Annotated in this window: 19 protein-coding genes and 1 pseudogene; 15 read left to right on the top strand and 5 right to left on the bottom strand. The window is 59.3% G+C overall.

All coding sequences use genetic code 11. From position 1 onward, the window contains the following. Positions 1 to 53: 53 nt before the first annotated feature. The 6 genes from AC5IG3_RS04620 to AC5IG3_RS04595 all read left to right on the top strand — a co-directional run bounded on the left by AC5IG3_RS04620 (position 54) and on the right by AC5IG3_RS04595 (position 6,335). Positions 54 to 521: a type II toxin-antitoxin system RatA family toxin gene (locus tag AC5IG3_RS04620; protein WP_491905134.1), complete on the top strand. Its 468-nt coding sequence runs from the start codon at positions 54 to 56 to the stop codon at positions 519 to 521. Then, a complete protein-coding gene (locus tag AC5IG3_RS04615; protein ID WP_491905133.1) occupies positions 521 to 856 on the top strand; it encodes an RnfH family protein in 336 nt (111 codons plus the stop codon). The genes AC5IG3_RS04620 and AC5IG3_RS04615 overlap by 1 nt, the downstream gene beginning before the upstream one ends. A 63-nt stretch (positions 857 to 919) precedes the next feature. After that, positions 920 to 2,389 carry an IMP dehydrogenase gene (gene guaB / locus AC5IG3_RS04610; RefSeq protein ID WP_491905132.1) on the top strand — a complete coding sequence of 490 codons (1,470 nt, stop codon included), beginning with the start codon at positions 920 to 922 and terminating at the stop codon, positions 2,387 to 2,389. Next, entirely contained in the window at positions 2,389 to 3,663 is a 1,275-nt protein-coding gene (locus tag AC5IG3_RS04605) for a TCR/Tet family MFS transporter (RefSeq protein WP_491905131.1), read from the top strand. The genes guaB and AC5IG3_RS04605 overlap by 1 nt, the downstream gene beginning before the upstream one ends. Before the next feature lies 1 nt (position 3,664). Continuing rightward, positions 3,665 to 5,263 carry a glutamine-hydrolyzing GMP synthase gene (guaA, locus tag AC5IG3_RS04600; RefSeq protein WP_491905130.1) on the top strand — a complete coding sequence of 533 codons (1,599 nt, stop codon included), beginning with the start codon at positions 3,665 to 3,667 and terminating at the stop codon, positions 5,261 to 5,263. Between the two features lie 343 nt (positions 5,264 to 5,606). Continuing rightward, entirely contained in the window at positions 5,607 to 6,335 is a 729-nt protein-coding gene (locus tag AC5IG3_RS04595; protein ID WP_491905129.1) for a PEP-CTERM sorting domain-containing protein, read from the top strand. Positions 6,336 to 6,427: 92 nt separating this feature from the next. On the opposite strand, the gene AC5IG3_RS04590 is transcribed toward AC5IG3_RS04595, so the two are convergent. From AC5IG3_RS04590 to AC5IG3_RS04575, 4 genes are all read right to left on the bottom strand, one after another. Beyond that, complete coding sequence (locus AC5IG3_RS04590) at positions 6,428 to 7,132, bottom strand: hypothetical protein (RefSeq protein ID WP_491905128.1); 705 nt, start codon at positions 7,130 to 7,132, stop codon at positions 6,428 to 6,430. Positions 7,133 to 7,222: 90 nt separating this feature from the next. Further along, complete coding sequence (locus tag AC5IG3_RS04585; protein ID WP_491905127.1) at positions 7,223 to 8,755, bottom strand: tyrosine-protein phosphatase; 1,533 nt, start codon at positions 8,753 to 8,755, stop codon at positions 7,223 to 7,225. A 15-nt stretch (positions 8,756 to 8,770) separates the two neighbouring features. Next, positions 8,771 to 11,074 (bottom strand): GumC family protein, encoded by a 2,304-nt coding sequence (locus AC5IG3_RS04580; protein ID WP_491905126.1) that lies wholly within the window; start codon positions 11,072 to 11,074, stop codon positions 8,771 to 8,773. Between the two features lie 5 nt (positions 11,075 to 11,079). Continuing rightward, a complete protein-coding gene (locus AC5IG3_RS04575) occupies positions 11,080 to 12,561 on the bottom strand; it encodes an O-antigen ligase family protein (protein WP_491905125.1) in 1,482 nt (493 codons plus the stop codon). Positions 12,562 to 12,605: 44 nt separating this feature from the next. Between AC5IG3_RS04575 and AC5IG3_RS04570 the strand changes: the two genes are divergently transcribed. Beyond that, positions 12,606 to 12,839 carry a hypothetical protein gene (locus AC5IG3_RS04570; RefSeq protein ID WP_491905124.1) on the top strand — a complete coding sequence of 78 codons (234 nt, stop codon included), beginning with the start codon at positions 12,606 to 12,608 and terminating at the stop codon, positions 12,837 to 12,839. 29 nt (positions 12,840 to 12,868) lie between these two features. Here AC5IG3_RS04570 and AC5IG3_RS04565 read toward each other — a convergent pair whose 3' ends face one another. Further along, a complete protein-coding gene (locus tag AC5IG3_RS04565; RefSeq protein ID WP_491905123.1) occupies positions 12,869 to 14,230 on the bottom strand; it encodes a glycosyltransferase WbuB in 1,362 nt (453 codons plus the stop codon). A gap of 446 nt (positions 14,231 to 14,676) precedes the next feature. Here AC5IG3_RS04565 and AC5IG3_RS04560 point away from each other — a divergent pair, with 446 nt between their 5' ends. From AC5IG3_RS04560 to AC5IG3_RS04525, 8 genes and pseudogenes are all read left to right on the top strand, one after another. Continuing rightward, entirely contained in the window at positions 14,677 to 15,633 is a 957-nt protein-coding gene (locus tag AC5IG3_RS04560; RefSeq protein WP_491905122.1) for a GDP-L-fucose synthase family protein, read from the top strand. 32 nt (positions 15,634 to 15,665) lie between these two features. Continuing rightward, positions 15,666 to 16,787, top strand: a complete 1,122-nt coding sequence (gmd, locus tag AC5IG3_RS04555) for a GDP-mannose 4,6-dehydratase (protein WP_491905121.1) — start codon at positions 15,666 to 15,668, stop codon at positions 16,785 to 16,787. Between the two features lie 63 nt (positions 16,788 to 16,850). Beyond that, positions 16,851 to 17,613: pseudogene (locus AC5IG3_RS04550) on the top strand (NAD-dependent epimerase/dehydratase family protein). Positions 17,614 to 17,634: 21 nt separating this feature from the next. Further along, positions 17,635 to 18,513: a hypothetical protein gene (locus AC5IG3_RS04545; protein ID WP_491905120.1), complete on the top strand. Its 879-nt coding sequence runs from the start codon at positions 17,635 to 17,637 to the stop codon at positions 18,511 to 18,513. Between the two features lie 4 nt (positions 18,514 to 18,517). Continuing rightward, the gene (locus tag AC5IG3_RS04540; protein ID WP_491905119.1) at positions 18,518 to 19,699 is read left to right on the top strand and encodes a hypothetical protein; all 1,182 of its coding nucleotides are present in this window, start codon (positions 18,518 to 18,520) and stop codon (positions 19,697 to 19,699) included. 56 nt (positions 19,700 to 19,755) lie between these two features. Continuing rightward, positions 19,756 to 20,976, top strand: a complete 1,221-nt coding sequence (locus tag AC5IG3_RS04535) for a hypothetical protein (RefSeq protein WP_491905118.1) — start codon at positions 19,756 to 19,758, stop codon at positions 20,974 to 20,976. Then, positions 20,973 to 22,091: a glycosyltransferase family 4 protein gene (locus AC5IG3_RS04530; protein WP_491905117.1), complete on the top strand. Its 1,119-nt coding sequence runs from the start codon at positions 20,973 to 20,975 to the stop codon at positions 22,089 to 22,091. The genes AC5IG3_RS04535 and AC5IG3_RS04530 overlap by 4 nt, the downstream gene beginning before the upstream one ends. 4 nt (positions 22,092 to 22,095) lie before the next feature. Further along, positions 22,096 to 22,761: an acyltransferase gene (locus AC5IG3_RS04525; protein ID WP_491905116.1), complete on the top strand. Its 666-nt coding sequence runs from the start codon at positions 22,096 to 22,098 to the stop codon at positions 22,759 to 22,761. The last annotated feature ends 7 nt before the right edge of the window (positions 22,762 to 22,768 follow it).

The raw sequence follows: 22,768 nt of genomic DNA, 5'->3' as shown, positions 1-22,768 counted from the left end.
GAATCCGGGGCTCGGTGGTGAGGCGTCAAGCCTCCCTAGAATCGCGCCATTGTATGAAGCACGTCAAAAAATCCGTCCTGCTCTGGTACTCGCCCCGCGAGATCTATGACCTCGTGGTCGATGTTTCGGCCTATCCGCAGTTCCTGCCGTGGTGCCAGCGCTCCGAAGTGCTGGCCGATGACGGCCAGAGCATGACCGCGCGCCTGCACCTGTCCTACGCCGGCGTGCGCCAGTCCTTCACCACCCGCAACACGCATGTCACCGGCCAGTCGGTCACCATGCAGTTGGTGGACGGGCCGTTCTCCCGGCTCGAAGGCGTGTGGCGCTTCACGCCCATCGGCACGCCGGCTGCGTCCACGCCGGGCGGCGGCGCGCAGGCCTGCCGGGTCGAGTTCGAGCTGAGCTATGCGTTCTCCAGCCGCCCGCTGGAGCTGGTCGTCAGCCCTGTGTTCGACCGCATCGCCAACACCTTTGTCGACGCGTTCGTGGCCCGCGCCGAGCAGGTCCACGGCAAGCGTTGATGCCGCACGTGTTGCACGTCCAGCTGGCCTACAGCCCGGCGCCGCGTCAGGTCGAGCTGATGACGCTGGAGTTGCCCGCCGGCAGCACGGTGGCGCAGGCGCTGCACGCCAGCGGTCTGCTGCAGCGGCATCCACCATTGCAGCAGGAAGATAGCTTTGGCCTGGCCGTGTGGGGCCGCAGGGTGGATGCCAGCGTGGCGCTGTGCGACGGCGACCGCATCGAGGTCTGTCGCGGTCTGCAGGTCGATCCCAAGGAGTCACGCCGGCTGCGCTACCGCGCCCAGGGCGAGGGTGGTCGTGTGCGCGCCCGCAGCAAGACCAGCGCAGCCCGCTGAGGGCGCCACCGGAGGCGCGGCCAGCGCTCCCTATAATCGCGCTTTGCGTTTGGAGCCCTTCCCATGCGCCTTTTAGGCAAAGCGCTGACCTTCGACGATGTGTTGCTGGTCCCCGCGTACTCTCAAGTGTTGCCCCGCGACACCTCGCTTGCGACCCCGCTGTCGCGCAATATCCAACTGAATCTGCCGCTGGTGTCCGCCGCGATGGACACCGTGACCGAGGCGCGTCTGGCGATTGCCATTGCGCAAGAGGGCGGCATCGGCATCGTCCACAAGAACCTCAGTCCCAGGCAGCAGGCTGCTGAAGTGGCGCGTGTCAAGCGCTACGAGTCCGGCTTGCTCAAGGACCCGATCACCATCGGCTCGAACGCCCGCGTGAGCGAGGTCATCGCCTTGTCGCGCGCCCACGGCATCTCGGGCTTCCCGGTGGTCGACGACGGTCGCGTGGTCGGCATCATCACCGGCCGCGACCTGCGCTTCGAGACCCGTCTGGACGCGCCCGTGCGCGAGATCATGACGCCGCGCGAGCGCCTCATCACCGTCAAGGAAGGCGCAACGCTGGCCGAAGCCAAGGCGCTGATGCACCAGCACAAGCTGGAGCGTGTGCTGGTCCTGAACGACCAATCCGAACTGCGCGGCCTGTTCACGGTGAAAGACATCACCAAGCAGACCAGCTTCCCCAACGCCGCGCGTGACGCGCAAGGCAAGCTGCGCTGCGGCGCGGCGGTCGGCGTGGGCGAGGGCACCGAAGAGCGCGTCGAACTGCTGGTCAAGGCCGGCGTCGACGTGATCGTGGTCGACACCGCCCACGGCCACAGCCACGGCGTGATCGAGCGCGTGCGCTGGGTCAAGCAGAACTACCCGCAGGTCGACGTCATCGGCGGCAACATCGCCACCGGCGCAGCCGCGCTGGCGCTGGTCGAGGCGGGTGCTGACGGCGTCAAGGTCGGCATCGGCCCTGGCAGCATCTGCACCACCCGCATCGTCGCGGGCGTGGGCGTGCCGCAGATCACCGCCATCGACAACGTCGCCACCGCCTTGCGCGGCACCGGCGTGCCCTTGATCGCCGACGGCGGCATCCGCTACTCCGGCGACATCGCCAAGGCGATTGCCGCGGGCGCGAGCACCGTGATGATGGGCGGCATGTTCGCCGGCACCGAAGAGGCGCCAGGCGAGATCGTGCTGTTCCAGGGCCGCAGCTACAAGAGCTATCGCGGCATGGGCAGCATCGGCGCCATGCAGCAAGGCAGCGCCGACCGCTACTTCCAGGACAACACCGGCGCCAACCCGAATGCGGACAAGCTGGTGCCGGAAGGCATTGAAGGCCGCGTGCCCTACAAGGGCTCGGTGCTGGCCATCCTGTACCAGATGGCCGGCGGCCTGCGTGCCTCGATGGGTTACTGCGGCTGTGCGACCACCGACGATATGCGCGACCGCGCCGAGTTCGTCGAGATCACCTCGGCCGGTATCCGTGAGAGCCACGTCCACGACGTGACGATCACCAAGGAAGCGCCCAACTACCGCATGGAGTGATGAGGCCAGTGGATACCACGGCCTCTGCGGCGCCAGCAGCACCGACCGCGCCCAAAGGCCGCCAGGCGGCCATGCCCTTCATCATGATCACGGTGCTGATCGACATGGTGTCGATCGGCCTGATCATTCCGGTGCTCGCACCGTTGATCGGCACGTTCACCGGTTCGCAGGCCGACCACGCCTTCTGGTATGGCGTGGTCAGCTTCGCGTTCGGCATCGCCAACTTCTTCGGCTCGCCGATCCTGGGCGCGCTGTCGGACCACTACGGCCGCCGTCCGGTGCTGCTGCTGGGCTTCACCGGCCTGGCACTGAGCTTCTTCGTCACCGGGCTGGCCACCGCGCTGTGGATGCTGGTGGCGATCCGGCTGGTCAGCGGCGCGCTGCAGGCCAATGCGGCGGTGGCGCAAGCCTACGTGGCCGACATTAGCCAGCCGGAAGACCGTGCCAAGCGCTTCGGCATGCTGGGCGCCATGTTCGGCATGGGCTTCGTGCTCGGGCCGGTGATGGGCGGCCTGCTGGGCGGCATCGACCTGCACCTGCCGTTCTTCGTGGCCGGCACGCTGGCGATCCTCAATTCGCTCTACGGCATCTTCGTGCTGCCGGAATCGCTGCCGGTGGACCGCCGCACGCCGATCGACTGGAAGAAGGCCAACCCGGTGTCTTCGCTGAAGCGCCTGCGGGACCTGCACGGCGTGGGCCTGCTGGTGGTGGTGATCGGGCTGTCGGGTCTGGCGCAGTTCATCCTGCACACGACCTGGGTGCTCTACACCACCTTCAAGTTCGGCTGGGGGCCGACGCAGAACGGCTGGTCGCTGTTTGCGGTCGGCGTGATGTCGGTGCTGGTGCAGGGCGGCCTGATCCGCGTGGCGCTCAAGCGCAGCACGCCGCAGCGCATCGCGGTGGTCGGGCTGATTTCCTCGTCGATCTGCTACGCGCTCTGGGGTGCTGCGACCGAGGGCTGGATGATGTACGCCGTCATCGGCCTGAACGTCTTTGGCTTCATGGCCAACACGGCCATCCAGACGCTGGTCTCCAACGCCGCCGACCCGCACGCCCAGGGCAGCACGCTCGGCGCGCTGGCCGGGCTCAACAGCCTGACTGCCGTGGCCGCGCCGGTGATCGGTGCCGCGCTGCTGGGCGTGGTGTCGCACCTGCCGCGCGGCGACTGGCGCATCGGCGCGCCGTTCTTCCTGTGCGCCCTGCTGCAGCTGACCGCCACCGTGCTGGCGCTGCGCCACTTCCGCACCCATTCGACATCGAACACGAGTCACTGACATGAACCACGACAAGATCCTCATCCTCGACTTCGGCTCGCAAGTCACCCAGCTGATTGCCCGACGCGTGCGCGAGGCGCACGTGTATTGCGAGATCCACCCGAACGACGTCACCGACGACTTCATCAAGTCGTTCGCACCCAAGGGCATCATCCTCAGCGGCAGCCACGCCAGCACGTATGAGGACCACCAGCTGCGCGCCCCGCAGGCCGTGTGGGACGCCGGCGTGCCGGTGCTCGGCATCTGCTACGGCATGCAGACCATGGCGGTGCAATTGGGTGGCAAGGTCGAGTGGAGTGATCACCGCGAATTCGGCTACGCCGAAGTGCGCGCGCGCGGCCACACGAAGCTGCTCGACGGCATCGCCGACTTCACCACTGCCGAAGGTCACGGCATGCTCAAGGTCTGGATGAGCCACGGCGACAAGGTCACCGAGCTGCCGCCCGGCTTCAAGCTGATGGCCAGCACGCCGAGCTGCCCGATCGCCGGCATGGCCAACGAGGACAAGGGCTACTACGCGCTGCAGTTCCACCCCGAAGTCACCCACACGCTGCAGGGCGCCGCGATGCTGACGCGCTTCGTGCGCGACATCGCCGGCTGTCGCGGCGACTGGATCATGGGCGACTACATCGCCGAAGCCGTGGCGCACATCCGCGCCCAGGTCGGTGATGAAGAGGTCATCCTCGGCCTGTCCGGCGGTGTCGATTCGAGCGTGGCTGCCGCGCTGATCCACCGCGCCATTGGTGATCAGCTCACCTGCGTCTTCGTCGACCACGGCCTGCTGCGCCTCAACGAAGGCCAGATGGTGATGGACATGTTCGCCGGCCGCCTGCACGCCAAGGTCGTACACGTGCAGGCCGAAGCGCAGTTCATGGGCCACCTCAAGGGCGTGACCGATCCCGAGCAGAAGCGCAAGATCATCGGCCGCGAGTTCGTCGAGGTCTTCCAGGCCGAGGCCAACAAGCTCAAGGGCGACGGCAACCAGGGCGCCAAGTGGCTGGCCCAGGGCACGATCTATCCGGACGTGGTCGAGAGCGGCGGCACCGCCAGCAAGAAGGCCACCATCAAAAGCCACCACAACGTCGGCGGTCTGCCCGCCACGCTGGGCCTGAAGCTGCTGGAGCCGCTGCGCGAGCTGTTCAAGGACGAGGTGCGCGAACTCGGCGTGGCGCTCGGCCTACCGCACGACATGGTCTACCGCCACCCGTTCCCTGGCCCCGGCCTGGGCGTCCGCATCCTGGGCGAAGTGCGCCAGGATTTCGCCGACCTGCTGCGCCGCGCCGATCACATTTTCATCGAAGAACTGCGCAAGACTGTCGACGAAGCCACCGGCAAGACCTGGTACGACCTCACCAGCCAGGCCTTCACCGTCTTCCTGCCGGTCAAGAGCGTGGGCGTGATGGGCGATGGCCGCACCTACGACTACGTGGTGGCGCTGCGTGCGGTGCAGACCAGCGATTTCATGACCGCCGACTGGGCTGAACTGCCCTACAGCCTGCTGAAAAGGGTATCGGGCCGCATCATCAATGAGGTGCGCGGTATCAATCGCGTGACTTATGACGTGTCGAGCAAGCCGCCAGCGACGATCGAGTGGGAATGAAGCGGTCAGACCTTTTTGAATGGTTTTCGGCAACTGAAAAGAATTTTGTCAAGGTCTCGCGATGGCAGTGAAGTGATGCTTTGCACGATTGGATGTGCTTTTGCTGGATTGGGTCGTACCGCCGCACTCACGCAACAGCCCCTGCCTGGGTGACTTGTTTCCTGTGGGCATTCATCGGCCAAAAGCTTTGAACTGATGTACTCCACGCAGTGTCGCAATTACCCCCAGCCCCCCGGAACGGGGGGGCCGTACAACCACACAATGAACCTGTGAGTTGATATATTTCTTACGCAGGCTCAGATGTTTCTGAGTCATTGTTCGAAATCTCAAATCAGGAGTATTCATGTTCATGAAACTAATCGCCGCAGCAGCGGCAACGGTGGTTCTGAGCGGTACGGCGCTCGCGCAGTCCAATTCTGGCTTCGAGGGCGGTTCCACCACTGGCTGGGCTCCCACGCCTTCAGTTTTTGTTGACGCCTACTTTGGCACGTTGTCCAGCCAAGCGTACGGCAGCCAAGTTAACGTGGTTGAGGACCTGACGTTCGACGTGAACGGTGTTCCCACCAGTTCTGCGACATACCAGTTTACGGTCAATTCGGCTGGCGCAGGCTTCGGCTCCAACTTTGGCCTGCTGAGCACTGGTTCCAGCTCCAACGTGGGCTATCGCGTCAACTTGCTGGATGCCCCATCGGCCGCGGGTGATGTTTTCGCGCTTCAGTTGTTCAGCTACGACTATGACACTGCAGGTGGCTTTATTGACTCGGCCAACGTCAAGTTCTACACGGGTAGCACCGAGCGTGGCACTGCGACTTGGACAACGCAGAGCACGATTGATGCAGGCTCCCCCATTGGTGCCTCTGGCTGGCAGTCTTACTTTGTGCCTACCGGCACCACCACGATCGAGGTGAGTTTGGCTAACGGCCCCACGGATGACATCGGTAACCAGCCGTTGCTGGCGCTGGACTACGCTCCTGCTGCTCCGGTGCCGGAACCTGAATCGATGGCCATGATGCTGGCGGGCCTGGGCGCACTGGGCTTCGTGGCTCGCCGCCGCAAGACTCAGTCGGTGTAACTGCACCCCTCAGTCAGGGCTTGTCCTGACTTGAGAAAAAGCCGCAGCAGTCGCTGCGGCTTTTTTATGGTCGGAGTGACCAAAGCCAGCAGTCAGTAGCCGGCGGCTTTGGCTCGGGCTGCCGCCGCACTGATCGCCGCCCGGCGCACTGCGGCAGCGACTGATGCTGCTTCTGCTGCGGCAATCGCCTCCGTGGCTTCCAACTGCTGCTGCTGTCGCACCTTTTCCTCACGGACAAGTCGTGCGCTGACACCCGGCTCACGCTGTTCCATCCATGCAATCGCGTCGACTGGAGCGTCGCTCCAGTGCCGTAAAACCAGTGCCTGCAGCGTGGTTCTTACTTCTGGCTCCAGCGGTCCCAACTGGTTGGCACGGCGCCAGGTCGCGAAGACTTTGTCAAGCGGCAGGCCTGCTGCACTCTGCGACACCGCCAGATTGGCCCAGGCAATGGCGTTCAAGGGTCGAAGGTCAATCGAACGCTGCTGAACCTCTGCGGCGCGCACATACCAGCCCACTTCGGGCGAGCCGGCTTCACCACCTGTCCATTCCTTGCGCCCCCGGATGGAGTAGAGCTGTGTCAACTGGTCCAGCACCACGGTGTCCTGCGGCGTCAATTGGATCGCCTGGGTCAGCGTTTGCTCTGCGGCATTCCAGTCTTCCTGAGTCCAGGCCTGGCGCTCCTGTGCCCAGTCGTTCAGCCGCTCACGCAAGAGGGCTGTCGTCCAGCCAGCAGCAAATACGGTGCTGGACTCATGCACGACTGCCGCCGTGGCCACCGTGCAAATCAGTGCTGCCATGACGGCCTTGGCGCAATCCAGACGACTCGGACCGCTGCCGCGTCGCTTCAGTTTGTCAGTGCGAGCCGTTGAATCTTGTCTGAGCATGGGTCAGCGTTGGCGCGGCGCCAGGGGCTCGAAGTCGCCAAGTCCAAAACCACGTGGCTTGGCCGACACGCCGGGTGTCGCACTGGCGGGCGTTGAACGCATTGGGTGTGCTGATGGCGTAGCAGGTGAATCGAATGAGGGCTCTTGCCGTACCTCTGCCTGCACGGGCGTTGCGTCCAGCACCACCTTCACCTCAGGCGCTTGAACTGCCGACGTCAATTTTTGATTGAGCACCGGAACGTCCATGCGAGGTGCCACCGGCGCTGGCTGTACTTTTAGCGCGGCATTGTTGGCGCCTAAGGCAGCCAGCGCTGCCGACAAGGCGGCTTGATCGGCGGCGGGTGCCTGCGGCGCAGGTGCTGCAGGCGCAGGAACAGGCGCGTGCACGACCGGTCTGACGGTCGCCACTGGCGGTGGGGGTTGTGGTGGTGGCGCTTGGCGTGACAGCGCCGCAGGCTGGGTATCGATGAAGTCTGCAATGCCCACCAGATCAGCCACTGACCATATGGGATCACTTTTTTGCTCTGATCGAACGCAGTGGGGAGCCGGTGGAGCGAGTGGGGCAGCTGTGACGGGCTTGTCAAACACCGGAACTGTCCGGGGTGTTTCTTTGGGCACTCCTTGAGGTGCCGGGCTCAAACTCCAGCCCTCCGTGAAGTCCAGTGAGGCGGATTTCTGCGCAAGATTTGCGGTCAGGCCGTTGACAGGAAAATCGCTTAATTCAAAGGTGCGTGCCTGCTGTGATTTGCCCGGCGCTGTTTCTGCGGGCAGATCGCGCAGTACCGTGCCATCGGTGCTCTCGAACACCACTTGACCGATGCCCACCAGCCGCGCTGGTCCGGTCTCCGTGAGTTGCAGCGCAAGAGCCTCGCCGTAGTGTTCTGCCAGCCATGCCCGCGCTGCAGTCATGCGTGGACGGCGGCCTCGCAAATTATGCGAATCGCTGGCTACTGCAGCCACACCATGACCACGGTCCAGCAATTGTCTGGCCGTGAGTTGCGCTTTGCTTCCAAACTCGCCCAGCAACGAACCCGCTGTCAACTGCACGACAGCTCCGGCTTCCAGCAGCGGGTCCAGGTAGCTCAGGCTCTCCATCACCGCGCGATTGCGCTCCGGGTGTGCGATCAGGGGTTGCAGGCCCTTGGCCACCAGTCGTGCCACCAGTCGATCCGTTCCGACGGGAACCTGCCCGTCAGGCATCTCGACCAGCACCGTGCGTACACCATCGGTGCCACGCCCCAGGCAGGTGAGCTGGTCCTGGCTCAGCCAGTCCAGCATTTCCGAGCACAGGCGCACCTCGGCGCCCCAGCTCAGCATGATCGTCAAGCCCTGTGCTTCGGCTTGATCGCGCATCTCGGCAAACACCTCGGCAATGCGCGCAGGGGTGTTGTCGTAGATGCCGGGGTAAATGTGCGGCGTGGCCACCACGTGCTGCACGCCATCGTCCTGAAGCGCGCGCAATAAAGCCAGCGATTCCGCCATCGTGCGCGGCCCGTCATCAATGCCGGGCAGCACATGCGCGTGAAGATCGAGCATGGGTTTCGCTGCTCCTCAGGTCGCAGCCGCTGCGGGCTGAGCCAGCTTCTCGCCCGCTTTTTCCCCATAGCTCACGCCATAGCCCGCACCGTAGGTGCCGCCATAGGTGCTGTGCGTGCTGTGATCAAAGTCGTTGCCGTAGTAACGCTGGGCTTTCTCGAAATCCATGCCATTCACCACCACGCCTTGAATGTGCGCGCCACCGCGCTGCAGTCGGTTGAGGGACTTGCGCGCCATCGTGTGCGTGCTCTGGTTGGCCTTGACCACGAACACCGTCTCGCTGGCCACAGGCGCAATCGCTAGCGCGTCGCTCACCAGTTCCACCGGCGGCGAGTCGATCACGATGAAGTCCAGCTGCGATTTCAAGTGCGCAATCACATCCTTGAAGCGCTGCGATAGCAGCAATTCCAGTGGGTTGGGCGGCACGTCGCCAGACGGAATCACCATCAGCGAGCTGCCTTCCACTGCATGCACGCATTCCTTCAGCGTGGACGTGCCCGCCACCAGGTTCGACAAGCCCTTCGCGTCTGCCGGCAGGCCCAGGCGAACGCCAATCTGCGGCTTGCGCATGTCGCAGTCGATCAGCAGCGTGCGCTTGGTCTGCGCCAATGCCAATGCCAGATTGGTTGAGGTCGAGGTCTTGCCCTCGCCAGGCAGGCTTGACGTCAACAGCAGCACCCGATGGCGCTCGTCAATGTTTGACAGCAGCAGACCCGTTCGCGCCGTGCGCATCGCCTCGGAGTGGTGCGAACTGGGCGCCTCCAGAAAGAGTCGGCCCACTTTGGGCGAGTCTTCTTCCTTGACTGCAGGCAGCACCGTCAGCACCGGCTGATGCAGCTTGGCCTCCGCCGACTCCCCCCCCTTGATGGTGTTGTCCAGCCGCTCCACCAGCAGTGCGCCCATGCACCCGACCAGCAGGCCCAGCACAAACGCCACCACCACGATCTGCTGCTTGTTGGGCCGCACGGGAATGTTCACCACCACTGCCGGGTCCACCACCCGCGCCACAGCCGATTGCAGATCGCTGCCCGAACTCAGCTCCTTGGTGCGGATCACGAACATGTCGTAGAGCTGCTTGTTCGACGCCACTTCGCGCTCAAGCACTGCCAGCTTGAACTCCTTGCGGTTCACGTCCTGAACGCGCCCGCTGGCGGTGTTCAATTCGCCGTCCAGCGCCGCTTCCGAGCGGCGAGCGTTGGTGTACTCCTCCAGCACGCTCTTGACCACGGCCTGGATCTGGGCGCGCTTGTAGGTGCGGGCTTCATCGAGTGCGCTCTGCGCCACCAGCACGTTCGGGTGGCTGCTGCCCAGGTTCTCGGTCAACTGCACCAGATTGCGGCTGGCTTCAGCCTCGCGCTGCAGTGCGCCTTGGACGGCCGAACTGCTCACCACGGCGGGAATGTTGCTGTAGTCGCCATTCTTGATGGCCGTGATGCCTTGATACGCGCTCTCCAGCTGCAGTCGGCGACCCCGGGCCTCCGCCAGCCGGGTCGACACTTCCGTGATCTTGCGGCCTGCCAGGGTCTGTGCCGAACCTTCCAGGTTCAGCAGGCCCTGTTCTTCACGGTACTGCTGCAACAGGGTTTCCGACTCGGTCAGCTTGCTGCGCAACTCGGTGGCGCGCGTCTCCAGCCAGCCGTTCAGGCCTTGGGCCTGCTTGAATCGTGCCTCACGGTCAGCGTCGATATAGCGTGCCGCCAGTTCATTGGCCGTGCGTGCGGCCAGATCCTTGTCTGCTGACTCGAAGCTCACCTTCACCAGCTGGCTCAGGCGCACCGGCTCCACCGTGGTTTGCGCCATCACGGCCCGCACGGTCGAATTGGCCAGCTTTTCGTCAGTCCACTCTTGCGGCGCGTCGGTGATGCCCACCATCGCCAGCGCCTTTTTGGCCAGGCCGTCACTGTTCTTGCGCGGATCGAACTCCGGCAGGGTCCACAGCTTCATCGAGGTTGCAGTCTTGAGCGCCACGTCACGCGACTTCAGGATCTCCACCTGCGTCTGGTAATGCTCCTTGCCCTGCATCTGGCTGTTGAACATGTCGTCGAACGACAGCACCTTGGCCTTGCCCTGCTCGACCAGCACCGTGGCGGTTGAGCGGTAGATCGGCGTCATCGAAAACGCCACGGCGCCGGCCAGCAGCGCGAACATCAGCGCCAAGCCCAGGATGGGCCATTTGCGCGCCCGGATGCTGCGCCAGTACTCCAGCAAAGCCAGCTTGCTCTCGTCCGACAAGCCCAGCTGCACAGGTGCGAACGGTGGCATCGGCTGCCCAGGCTGGCCCAGCGGCAGAGGCTGATTCGCGACTTGGATCTGATTCATGGATTTCACTTTGATTTCATTTCGGGGCGTGCAGGAACCGGCACACTCCAGGCCACTGCCAATAGTACGGTCAGCATCAACGCGTTCGTGGTGACCTGCAAATTGAAGTCCACCCCCGCGTGCAAGAGGGCGCAGAACAGCCCCATTCCAATCCCCGCCGCCAAGCCACGGTCGAGTGCGGGCGTGTGGTCGCTCATCAAGCGCAGCAAGCGCCAAGCCGTCAGCAACACCGCCAGCCCCAGCAGCGCCAGCCCCGTCAGGCCCGTGTCGGCGGCAATTTCCACGTAGTCGTTGTGCACATGGTCATAGCGCAGCGCCAGCGAATCTTTCTTGACCTGCGGAAACACGGTGTAGAACGTACCGCCACCCCAGCCTGTCCAAGGCCGTTGCTGCACCAGCACCAGGGCATCCTTGGCTGCGCGCATGCGCTCTTCCAGCGTTTCTTCGCGGTAGACCACACGTGCCGGTGTGGCAGGGCCGGAGGCAGCCGTCTCAGCTTGTTGGGCAATTTCAGTGGCCTGCAGGCGCTGCACCACCTTCTCCAGCCCGACCCACTGGCCGATCACGATCAAGTCCACCACCAGCAGGCTCACCACCAGCAGGCCTGCGGGCATGCGCAAGCGCGGGGACGTCACCATCACCCAGCCCGCCAGCAGAAACAGCGCCAGGAAAAACGCACCATTGCCCGCGCGCGAACGCGTCAGCACCAGTGTCAGCACCAGCAGCACCAGCAGCAGGCGTACCAGCATCTTGGGCGACATCACGAAGCGCATCAGGGCCAGCGCGCGCTCACGCGCATTGCGCGGTTTGGCCTGCGCGCTACCCAACTGCGACAGCATGATGCCCAGGCCCGCCGCCAGGCTCAGCACCATGAATTGGGCCAAATGATCCGGGTTGGCAAAGGTGCCGCTGGCACGCAGGTTGCCTGCCGGATGACCAAAAATCTCGTACTGCGAACCTGCAGAAAACAGCACCACGGCGACCAGGGCCTGCAGCACGCCCGATGTCAGAACGCCGTACATCAGGAAGAGTCGTCGCCTGGGCGTGTTCACCAGGCGCAGCACCACCATGAAAGCGCCGACATAAGTGGCGCTGCGCAATACGTACTGCCGCGTGCTGAACGCATCCGCCGTGTAGCCGTAGCCCAGCAGCGGCAGGGCGCACCACAGGCCAAATGAGGCCAGCAACGCTGCCATCAACCAGGCGCCGCGTGTGCTGCCGGGTGGATTGGCATCCACCAAATCCACGATGTCGTGCCGGCCGCGCCGGCTGTCGGCCCGTTGCTCCAGCAGGCTGTTCCGGTATTGGCGGCAGGTGATCCATGCCTGCACTGCCAGCGTGGCAGCCAACAGCAGCCACACCCATGCGGCCAGGATGGCCACACCCCAGTCCCGGTTGCTGGCCAGCGGAATCGGTGCCCAGATCAGCGCGAGCACAAAAAAGCCCAGCAGGCCGAGTTCAGCCTGCCGGGCGTAGTTCCAGCGCATCACGTACGTGTTGACCAGAACCTGCTCCTGCTTAGCAAGGGCTGATGGTGTTGGGCGTGCACTTGGGTGCCACCACAACGGCCGGCGGCGGCGTCGTGCCGGTGGTGTTCTTCACCACGCCTGCAGGCAGAGGTGCCGGCGGCGCTGCGCCACGACGGGCCGATGCTGCAACTGCTGCAGTCATCGGCAGGATCACTGCCAATGCCAATGCGGCAGTGCGGATTGCTTTGAATTTCGTCATTCAATTACTCCAGTTGAAAAATACGTTGTCCCGATGAACAACGCAGATTTGAAAAAACATCAAACACTACGAATTGTGTTGGTGTTCTCCGGGCAACTCAACCCCCGAGGTTGAGTGGTTAGCACACGCCAGCAGACACACCTCCAACCGGTTCAGCACCGCAGTCAATGACAGGTGCTGTTCCGCCAAGCGGCGCGCCGCCGTCCCTAACTCTTGACGCAGCGCTGCGTTGTCGGCCAGTTCCCGCAGGGCCTCCGCAAACGCACTGGCGTCGCCGGGCGTCACCACGCGGCCGCAGCCACTGACCAGCCGTTCAAGTTCCGTGCCTTCGTGTGTGGTGGTCACGATCGGCCGACCACTGGCCAGCATGCCCGACAGCTTCGACGGCATCACCAGATCCGCTGCGCCCGGGTGCTGCGGCAGCAGATGAATGTCCGCCATGCCCAGCAAATCGTTCATGCGCTCCGCCGGTTGCAGCGGCAGCATGCGCACGTTGTTCAGGCCTTCGCATTGCGCTTCCAGCTCAGGCTTGACCATGCCGTTGCCACACAACACCATCATCACCTTGGGATGCGTCTGGGCCAGTTGCCGTGCCACCAGCGGCAGCAGCTCCAGCCCCTGCTTGCCACCCATCGTGCCCGAGAACAGCGCCACCACCGTGTCGTCACTCAGGCCCAGTTCGTCGCGATAGGTGCTGCGCTGCGTCAGCGGCGAAATCGCCTGCGTGTCGACCCAGTTGGGCAGAAAAACCAGCTTCTCTTCGGCCACGCCCTTGTCGCGGGCACGGTCCAGCATGCGGTGCGAAATGGTCGACACCCGATCAAAGCTGCGCAGCAAAAAGCGCTCAAGGCCCGTGATCACACGCCGCCGCAGTCCACCGCTATTGAGCAGGCCCAGCTGATACGCTGCATCCACCTCAAAGTCCTGCACGTGCAGCCAAGCCCGTGCGCCGCAAAGCCGCGCCGTCATGCCGGCCCACGGAGCGCACACCACGGCAGGCGCCACCGCCATCACCACGTCGGGGCGCCAGAAAGCCTGCAGCAGCAGTGGCGGCAGTGCCAGGATCGAAAAGCTCAGCAGATGCGCCACCCGCTTCAGTCCCGTCGGCTTGGCCGGCACCCACAGTGGCGCGCGCCACACATCCACGCCACGCCATGTGGTGCGGCTGTAGCGGTTGCTCCAGCCGTCATTGATCTTCCAGCCCGGGTAGTAGGGCGGTGCCGTCACGACCCGCACCTCATGGCCCATGGCCGCCAGGCGCTCACACATCTCGCCGGTGTACTTGCCAATTCCTGTGGGTTCAGGGTGGAAGTTGATGCCATGCACCAATATTTTCATGAACCTCCCTTGATGTTGTGCATTTGAATGGCCGCGATTAGAGCCGCAATCCGCCTGTCTTCCGCCGAACGCATGGGCCGCAGCACCCATTCGAGGGGTGCGGGCGTGTACGAATTCCCACGGGCCAGTCGATGGCTTTTTTTCTGGATCGGGCACTTTGTAACCAATGCTTAATTTCAGTCTAAGGGTTGTTGCCGGGTGTCGTGAATCGAAATCGTGCATTAGTTCTCGAAAAACCGGACTCGGCCCCTGCTGCGTTGCGCGCTTCACACGCCACAGCCAACGCGTTTGAGGTCAGGCCCCCTTATTCGCGGGGGGTATATCGGCTTCGGTTTCATCTGACCTGTGACTTTCAACTTGCTTTGCAGGCCAGTTCATTTCCTCGCTGATTGCGCTGATTTTGATCCTGCAAATAAGTGGCAAAAATACCTCGTATTTGCGCTTTTTCGTGCTTCGCACCCTAAAGGTGGTCTGGACACCGGCCGAGCGTTTCGTTCTACTCCGCTCCGAATTAACCGATCGTTAAAGGACCCCGCGTGCCGCACGCTGCCATCCCGAGCAAGACTTCCAAGATCTACATCACCGGCCACCGCGGCATGGTGGGCTCGGCCCTCGTGCGCCGCCTGCAGGCGCTGGGCTATGACAACCTCATCACCCGCACCCACGCCGAGCTGGACCTGATCGACCAGCGCGCCGTGCACGCCTTCTTGAGCGCAGAGAAGCCCGACTACATCTTCATCGCCGCCGCCAAGGTCGGCGGCATCCAGGCCAACAACCTCTACCGCGCCGACTTCCTCTATCAGAACCTGCTCATCGAGAGCAACCTGATCCACGGCGCCCACCTGGCCGGCGTACAACGCCTGATGTTCCTGGGTTCGAGCTGCATCTACCCGCGCGACTGTCCCCAGCCCATCAAGGAAGACTACCTGCTGACCGGCCCGCTCGAGCCCACCAACGAGCCTTACGCGATCGCCAAGATTGCCGGCATCAAGCTGGCCGAGAGCTACAACCGCCAGTACGGCCGGCAGTACATCAGTGCGATGCCGACCAACCTCTACGGCCCCAACGACAACTACGACCTCGCCAACAGCCACGTGCTGCCCGCGCTGCTGCGCAAGGCCCATGAAGCCAAGCTGCGCGGCGACGCCGAGTACACCGTCTGGGGCACCGGCACTCCCAAGCGCGAATTCCTCTACGTCGACGACCTGGCCGACGCCTGCGTCCACCTGATGGAGTCCGGCTACGACGGCCCGCTGGTCAACATCGGCACCGGCGAAGACGTCACCATCCGCGAACTGGCCGAGACCGTGATGGATATCGTCGGCTTTGAGGGCCGCATCGTGTTTGATGCCACCAAGCCCGACGGCACGCCGCGCAAGCTGCTCGACGTCAGCCGCCTCAAGGGCCTGGGCTGGACGGCCAAGACCAGCCTGCGTGATGGCATCAAGCGCGCCTACGAGGCTGCGCCGTTCCACACCCAGCATTCCGCTTGACCCCTACAAAACCCATTCAGGAAGATAAAACCATGACCGCCCAAAAAGTAGCCCTCATCACCGGCGTCACCGGCCAGGACGGGGCCTACCTCGCAGAATTCCTGCTCAAGAAGGGCTACCAGGTCCACGGCATCAAGCGCCGCAGCAGCCTGTTCAACACCGACCGCATCGACCACCTGTACCAGGACCCGCACGTCGAGCAGCGCAACTTCACGCTCCACTACGGTGACTTGACCGACTCCACCAGCCTGGTGCGCATCGTCCAGCTGGTCAAGCCCGACGAGATCTACAACCTGGCCGCGCAGAGCCACGTTGCCGTCAGCTTCGAAGAGCCCGAATACACCGCCAACTGCGACGGCATCGGCGCGCTGCGCCTGCTCGAAGCCATCCGCATCTGCGGCTTGGAGAAGAAGACCCGCTTCTATCAAGCCAGTACCTCCGAGCTCTACGGCCTGGTGCAGGAAATCCCCCAGAAGGAAACTACCCCCTTCTACCCGCGCAGCCCGTATGCGGTGGCCAAGATGTACGCCTACTGGATCACGGTGAACTACCGCGAGGCCTACGGCATCTACGCCTGCAACGGCATCCTCTTCAACCACGAGAGCCCGATCCGCGGCGAGACCTTCGTCACCCGCAAGATCACCCGTGCCGTGGCCCGCATCGCGCTCGGCCTGCAGGAAACGCTCTACCTCGGCAACATGAGCGCCCTCAGAGACTGGGGCCACGCGCGCGACTACGTCGAAATGCAGTGGCTGATGCTGCAGCAGGACCAGGCCGAAGACTTCGTCATCGCCACCGGCGTGCAGTTCAGCGTGCGCCAGTTCGTCGAGAAGGCGGCCGCCGAACTCGGCATCACCATCACCTTCGAGGGCGAAGGCGAGAAGGAATTCGGCTACGTCTCAGCCGTGACAGGCGACAAGGCCAAGTGCAAGGTCGGCGACGTGATCGTCAAGGTCGACCCGCGCTACTACCGCCCCACCGAAGTCGAAACCCTGCTGGGCGACCCGACCAAGGCCAAGGTCAAGCTCGGCTGGACGCCGCGCACCACCTTCGACGAACTGGTCAAGGAAATGATCGAGAGCGATTACACGGCGGCGCGCAAGGACAGCCTCGTGAAGATGGCGGGGTTTACGGCGTTTGATCATCACGAGTAAGTTGGCTGGGCGGGCGTTGTGAGGGCAGAGCCGCAATCTCGAACAGCTAACGAGGTGCCGTTCATGTGCGGCAGCACTCCGGCCATTTCGGTGGCCACCGCAAAATCGGCCAAGCAGCGATGTCCTAAGGGAATCCTGCCTACACCGGTTGTCGCCTTCTTCGCCGGCCCCGACCTGGGCGGCGTGCAGCTGCTGATGTTTCTGGGCTCGAGTTGCATCTACCTGTGCGACTGCCCGAAGCTCATCCAAGAAGAGTATTTGCTCTCCGACCCGCTGGAACCGACCAACGAGCCTTATGCCATCGCCAAGATCGCCGGTATCAAACCCTACGAAACCTACAACGCGCAGTACGGCCGCCAGTACATCAGCCATCAACCTCTCTGGGCCAAATGATAACCACGACCTGAACAACAGCCAGGTGCTGTCTGCCCTAATTCGCAAGGCCGACGAGGCCAAACCGTGCGGCGAAAGCGAATACGTCGTACGGGGCAGTAGCACGCCGATGCGCGAGTTCATGTACGTGGACGATCTAGCCGACGCCTGCATGCACTTGATAGAGGTTGGCTACACCGGGCCCTTGGTAAATATCGGCACAGGCGAAGACGTGCCGATTCGCGAGTTGGCTGAGACGGTCGTAAAGGTGGTCGGCTTCACGGGCAAGATCGTGTTTGATGCGATCAAACTGGATGAGACACCGTGGAATTCACTTGAAATTAAAAATGCATACACTCTCGGCTGGAACGACAGTACAAGACTGACGAACGGTATTTGCCAAGCAGATGCGGCCTACCAGTGCAATGTGTCTTTACAAAATAACTGCCTCTAAACAAAATAATACAGAAAATTCATGCCTAAAAACCAGCTAACTTTTGTGGTAGTTGAAAATCGAGAAAACGAGACAATTCGGAATTGCGCGAAATCATGTGAGGAGGCCGGCCTAACGTTGCAAATAATAAAAGAAACAAATGCTGGTGATTCGTATCTCCAATTCAGCCGGCAATATCACCATCTATCAACTAATAGCCCAGCATTCGAGCTCATATGTTTCAGGAGATATTTTCTTCTGGGCAATTGGCTGGAAAAAAATAATGTGGAGCGCTTTGTCTTAATCGACTCTGACACATTGTTGTTTCCTGGTATCGATATCCACCTGAACAAGATTTGTAGCGGAAAAAACTTTGCCGGTTCGCGAGTTCAAGGAGAAAGCGAAGTCGCGAAAATGCTCTCACCACACATCAGTTACTGGACTCGCACTGCGCTTCAGGATTTTCTTGGATATCTTCGCAATGCCTACACGGACGATAAGATCCTAAAAGAACTAAAGAATATAGAACAACACTTTAAATCACAGAATATCCCTGGTGGGGTCACAGACATGTCGCTACTTTATTTGTGGTCCACAAACATTGGCGAAACAACAAGCACCAATGCTGTATACAACGGCGCTGCAATCGACCATAATATCACTGTTTCAGACAATGAATGCAAAAACCAGTATCAGACGCAATTTGGATTCAAGAAGTTGACTTTTGAAGGAGGCAAGGTATACGCAACCACTACTGACGGAATATATATAAATATGCTGGCACTACATTTTCAGGGTAAAGCCAAACTGGGAATGCAAGCGGTGCTAAAACGCCAGAAGGGCGGGTATCTACGAACGGCTGCTATTGTGACCTACTCAAGGGTCGCAAAATATATATACTATAAGTTAATTCGAAATTAATGAAATGACAGCATTGCTGCTGAGATTGCTTCTATACCCAATAGGATTCGGCGTAAGCTTGCTGTTGAGTAAATCCATGTCGGATGTGGATTTCGGGGTATATTCAGCTATGACCTCATTGCTTGAACTAGCACTGATAGCTGCAATCTGCGGCGCGTCTTTCAGCCTCACACAATGGAGCGCAACAACGAAAGGACGTCCAACAGGAAGGCAATTGGTAAAAATTTTAGCCATTGGGATGCCAATAGCAACAACCGCAATTGCGACTGCAAACTATATTGTCCACCAATTCAGCACTTGGGCAATTCTACTTTTATTATTAAATCTCATAGTCCAATCTTTGTCGCTACTTCAATTGGCTGTGCTAAGAGGGCTGGGCAACGTTAACTCACAAGTAATAGAGCCGCTCACTCGATACATAATATGCCTTCCGTTCGTTACACTAGCATACCTAACCGGCAGTATGCTGACTCCCGCGTCACCACTGCTCATACTATTGCTCGCCAATACCGTAGCGCTCATATACACAACGTTGACAGCTCAACAGTACCCTAGCGCACCGAGTGATAAAACACCACTTTCCACACTCATCAATGCGTGGAGCGCAGCATTTAGCGCGTTGCAGTTTTGTTTGAGGAAAAGCGATGTTTTGCTCGTACTTTGGATGACTGGGCCAAGCATGGCTGGCTCAATGAAACTGGCATTTCCGATACTCGAAATTCCAGTTCAGTTCTACCTGCTATCCGTTAGCAAGCGTGCGAGTGGAATCGTCGAACAGGGGACGGAAAATGGGTTTAGGTCTGCCTTTATACGAGAAGCCACTTCGGCGCTCCCGTATTCGCTACTGGTCGTCGCAGCCATCCCAGCTATCAGGGCTGGCCAAGAATTAAGTTTTTGGAGTGCGCAAGTCTTTGCATGCGCTATCGCAATAGCGCCTCTAATGATCGTAAGACTATTAACCTCCAGCTTTGAACAAACTCTAACGTTATTAGGAAAATATAGAGTCGCAAATGCAGTTGCAATAATTGAAATCTTGACGAAAGGATTGGTTGTAGTTGGATTCACAACCCTTGCCAACAAGAACATTCAAGCTATATATATTTGCCTTGCCGCATGTGAAGCAGTTGTCTATTTAGTCGCGGCAATTTGGGCCAGTAAAAATATTTCGAAGGGAATGAAATGCTAGAAGGAACATGGCCGTTGGTGCTGCCACTGGGAGCGATCGCCATAATGATTCGAATTATGAATCACGAACACCGTCCACTTGCGGCATTTTTCCTTTTAAGTTCAACCTACTACGCTTATCTAGGACCAGGTTATTGGATAAATGTTAGGAGCTCAAGTTTTATTGGGGTGTATTGGGGTTCCGATGAAATAATTTCAGCTGCACTACTATTGAGTTGGTCTTCATTCTCGGTCTTGGTAATTGTCCAATTGGCAGATTGGATAGCCCCAAGAAAATTAATTATTATGGCACCGAATTTGAAAAACTATAGCGCAAACCAAACTCCCCTATTTGTTTTTGCGATAATTGGGGCTTTGGGACTTGTATATACCAGCCTAAGCGTATTATCAGCAGGGGGATTCAATGAAGGTGATCGATTCCTGCTGATCGCCTACCAGTTTTCCGACCTGTTAATCCCGGTTGCGCTATATTTAGTGGGGACAAAAATAAGCAAAACAGCAAAGATCGGTATATTGTCGATCTTCTTATGCTACGCACTATTCTTGGGGTTTCGTTATAAAGCCATATTATTAATGGCACCGATACTATCTGCGAGTTTCATGGCTCCAGACTTAATCGGAGCTCCCTCGAAGATACTGCGGCGACGATCATTAATTATAGTCGCGGGTTTATTGCTGATAATTGGCTTCTCGCTGCTGACACTTGCGCGAACAAAATTCGAAGGGGTGGATATTAATGCGGTCAAAAGTCAAAACACCGAGGACATGATCTACGGAGCACTTGCTGAATCTAATATTATATTCGGCGAGTTAAGCATTATTAACGACTTTGTAAATCAAGATCGAAGTCTAGGACTCCGCCCGCTTGCTCTCGCCGCCGAAGAGTGGTTGCCTCGTTTTCTCTTCCCAAACAAGGGCGCCAACTCGTACATGGAAGCTGTGCTCGCTGGTCTTATATCGGATGAGGCGCTCAAGAGCGCCACAGCGTATCCATATATCGGAGAGTATCTGATCATTGGTGGTTATACGGCGCTGCCGTTTGCACTACTAATACTTGGCTTATTCTGTCGCTGGTACATAGGCGCTGTATACGCGGGCGCGGGTTGCACTTTCCACCGAGAAATTGGCGGAGGATTACTCGCGGTTTTTGTCGGCTATTATTACTACTCGCGCGGCTTCTTGCCGCAGGCATTGAAGGGGGTGGTATTCGTCCTGCTCCCGTATATATATCTAGTGACGAAGTCAGCAGGCACCTATCAGACTACTAAAAAAATATGACTAGCAAAAATCATGTGATTGCTATTGGTGCATATCCGCCGCCAGTGCACGGATTCTCAGATATTACAGAGAAGATGTCGAAGGCAATTGGGAGCGAACCGGACACCATCGTACACACGGTTACGCGAACGCCACCATTTTTCATGGGTCGCCGTTTTCTTTTGACCGACTTAATCAAAGCCTTCTGGGGAATTGGGCGGCACGCTATTTTGGCGCCACATTCCAAGACGACATATATTGGACTCTCGGGCGGCGGCGGGTTGTATGTCGATCTGCTCCACATAGCGCTTGCTAGAGTGCGCAAACACACTTTGTGGCTTCATCATCACAATTACACATACATCACAAAGTCTCACCCAGCAATGGTCTGGGCGAATCGGCTCGCAAGTAATGCAAACCATATATTTCTATGTCAGTGTATGGAGCAGGATTTCAAGAATACTTACAAAATAGATTTAATGCGTTCCGCAAAGCTGTCTAACGTCTCATTTCGCCCGTCACAGCAAGGCTCCCACAGAAAAATACGGACTACTACGAACGCGCTTAGAGTCGGCTTTCTGTCTAATATAACCTCTGAAAAAGGTATATTTTTGTACTTCCGTATAATGGAATCTCTTAAGAAAATTCACCCGGATATTAAAGGCCTGATCGCAGGCCCGGTTGATAAAACCATCTCTCACGAATTCAAACAACATTTGCAACGCAGTTCACACTATATCGACCATATGGGCCCGGTATATGGTGCAGCAAAAAAATCATTTTTTGATTCCATAGATATCCTCCTGTTCCCGTCGATATACGCAAATGAAGCAGAGCCAGTTACTATTGCTGAATCACTCTCGCACTCAGTTCCAGTGGTTGCCACAAACAGAGGTTGCATTTCCGAAATAGATGCCGGGACAGGATTGGTTATAGTGCCCGCAGCAAGAGGGGGTGACGAATTTGAGGCTTGCGCAATTGAAATAATTTCCGGGCTTGCTACCGATCCAAGTCAATTGGCAATGCAGACATCGAAAGTGGCAGAGCAATTCCCCGCTATACAAAAAGCTGCCGCCACCAGATTGCAAATTATTACTGAAGCAATTTCACAGGGCCGTTGCTTGCCTACGATATAAAAATATGAAAAACCGAATCAGATTTGGTCTGCAATTGTTGGGGTTAATTTTGCCTTTTGCCGCTCGACGCGTGATCTTAAACCTCTGTGGGCATAGCATACATCGTGAATCTCGATTGGGCTTAAGCCTCATTCTTGTTGACCGATTAGAACTAGACAAGCACGCTAGGATCGGACACCTTAATTTCATATCAGGCCTGAAGCTTCTTAAGCTTGATGAAAATGCGTTAGTAGGGAATCTCAATTGGATCAGTGGCCGTATGGCCAGCGCTGATCAAAACGCACAGCGATCACTCTTTCTCCATGACGGTGCCGCTATCACGAACAGACATTACATCGACTGCAACGGCGTCATCACTTTGCATCGATTCTGCACTTTCGCAGGTGTGCGCTCCCAAATGTTTACCCACTCGATAAATATGCGAGAGGGAATCCAAACAATTCGCAACATCGATATTGGCGAATACTCTTTTGTCGGCACAGGGGTGATAATACTTCCCGGAGCAATCGTGCCGAATCAGTCGGTAATATCGGCGGGCTCAGTTGTGCGGCCAGGCCTTTCGTTTGAAACAGCCGGCATATATGCTGGGAATCCGGCCATCATAGAGAGAGCAATAGACACGAGCGAATTTAAATACATGACCAGACAAGAATCAAAGGTGGTTCTGTGATTAGAAA

The sequence above is a fragment of the Leptothrix sp. (in: b-proteobacteria) genome (assembly GCF_965250675.1).
Taxonomy (GTDB): domain Bacteria; phylum Pseudomonadota; class Gammaproteobacteria; order Burkholderiales; family Burkholderiaceae_C; genus Sphaerotilus.
This window is presented reverse-complemented; position numbering and strand designations above follow the sequence as displayed.

Bases quoted from the DNA above. Each gene is read 5' to 3' on its own strand.
- AC5IG3_RS04545 (WP_491905120.1), top strand. From the start codon at position 17,635: ATGCCTAAAAACCAGCTAACTTTTGTGGTAGTTGAAAATCGAGAAAAC.
- AC5IG3_RS04565 (WP_491905123.1), bottom strand. From the start codon at position 14,230: ATGGGTGCTGCGGCCCATGCGTTCGGCGGAAGACAGGCGGATTGCGGC.
- AC5IG3_RS04525 (WP_491905116.1), top strand. From the start codon at position 22,096: ATGAAAAACCGAATCAGATTTGGTCTGCAATTGTTGGGGTTAATTTTG.
- AC5IG3_RS04615 (WP_491905133.1), top strand. From the start codon at position 521: ATGCCGCACGTGTTGCACGTCCAGCTGGCCTACAGCCCGGCGCCGCGT.
- AC5IG3_RS04580 (WP_491905126.1), bottom strand. From the start codon at position 11,074: ATGAATCAGATCCAAGTCGCGAATCAGCCTCTGCCGCTGGGCCAGCCT.
- guaB (WP_491905132.1), top strand. From the start codon at position 920: ATGCGCCTTTTAGGCAAAGCGCTGACCTTCGACGATGTGTTGCTGGTC.
- AC5IG3_RS04605 (WP_491905131.1), top strand. From the start codon at position 2,389: ATGAGGCCAGTGGATACCACGGCCTCTGCGGCGCCAGCAGCACCGACC.
- AC5IG3_RS04575 (WP_491905125.1), bottom strand. From the start codon at position 12,561: ATGCGCTGGAACTACGCCCGGCAGGCTGAACTCGGCCTGCTGGGCTTT.
- AC5IG3_RS04590 (WP_491905128.1), bottom strand. From the start codon at position 7,132: ATGGCAGCACTGATTTGCACGGTGGCCACGGCGGCAGTCGTGCATGAG.
- AC5IG3_RS04540 (WP_491905119.1), top strand. From the start codon at position 18,518: ATGACAGCATTGCTGCTGAGATTGCTTCTATACCCAATAGGATTCGGC.
- AC5IG3_RS04535 (WP_491905118.1), top strand. From the start codon at position 19,756: ATGAATCACGAACACCGTCCACTTGCGGCATTTTTCCTTTTAAGTTCA.
- AC5IG3_RS04595 (WP_491905129.1), top strand. From the start codon at position 5,607: ATGTTCATGAAACTAATCGCCGCAGCAGCGGCAACGGTGGTTCTGAGC.
- AC5IG3_RS04530 (WP_491905117.1), top strand. From the start codon at position 20,973: ATGACTAGCAAAAATCATGTGATTGCTATTGGTGCATATCCGCCGCCA.
- AC5IG3_RS04585 (WP_491905127.1), bottom strand. From the start codon at position 8,755: ATGCTCGATCTTCACGCGCATGTGCTGCCCGGCATTGATGACGGGCCG.
- guaA (WP_491905130.1), top strand. From the start codon at position 3,665: ATGAACCACGACAAGATCCTCATCCTCGACTTCGGCTCGCAAGTCACC.
- gmd (WP_491905121.1), top strand. From the start codon at position 15,666: ATGACCGCCCAAAAAGTAGCCCTCATCACCGGCGTCACCGGCCAGGAC.
- AC5IG3_RS04620 (WP_491905134.1), top strand. From the start codon at position 54: ATGAAGCACGTCAAAAAATCCGTCCTGCTCTGGTACTCGCCCCGCGAG.
- AC5IG3_RS04570 (WP_491905124.1), top strand. From the start codon at position 12,606: ATGGTGTTGGGCGTGCACTTGGGTGCCACCACAACGGCCGGCGGCGGC.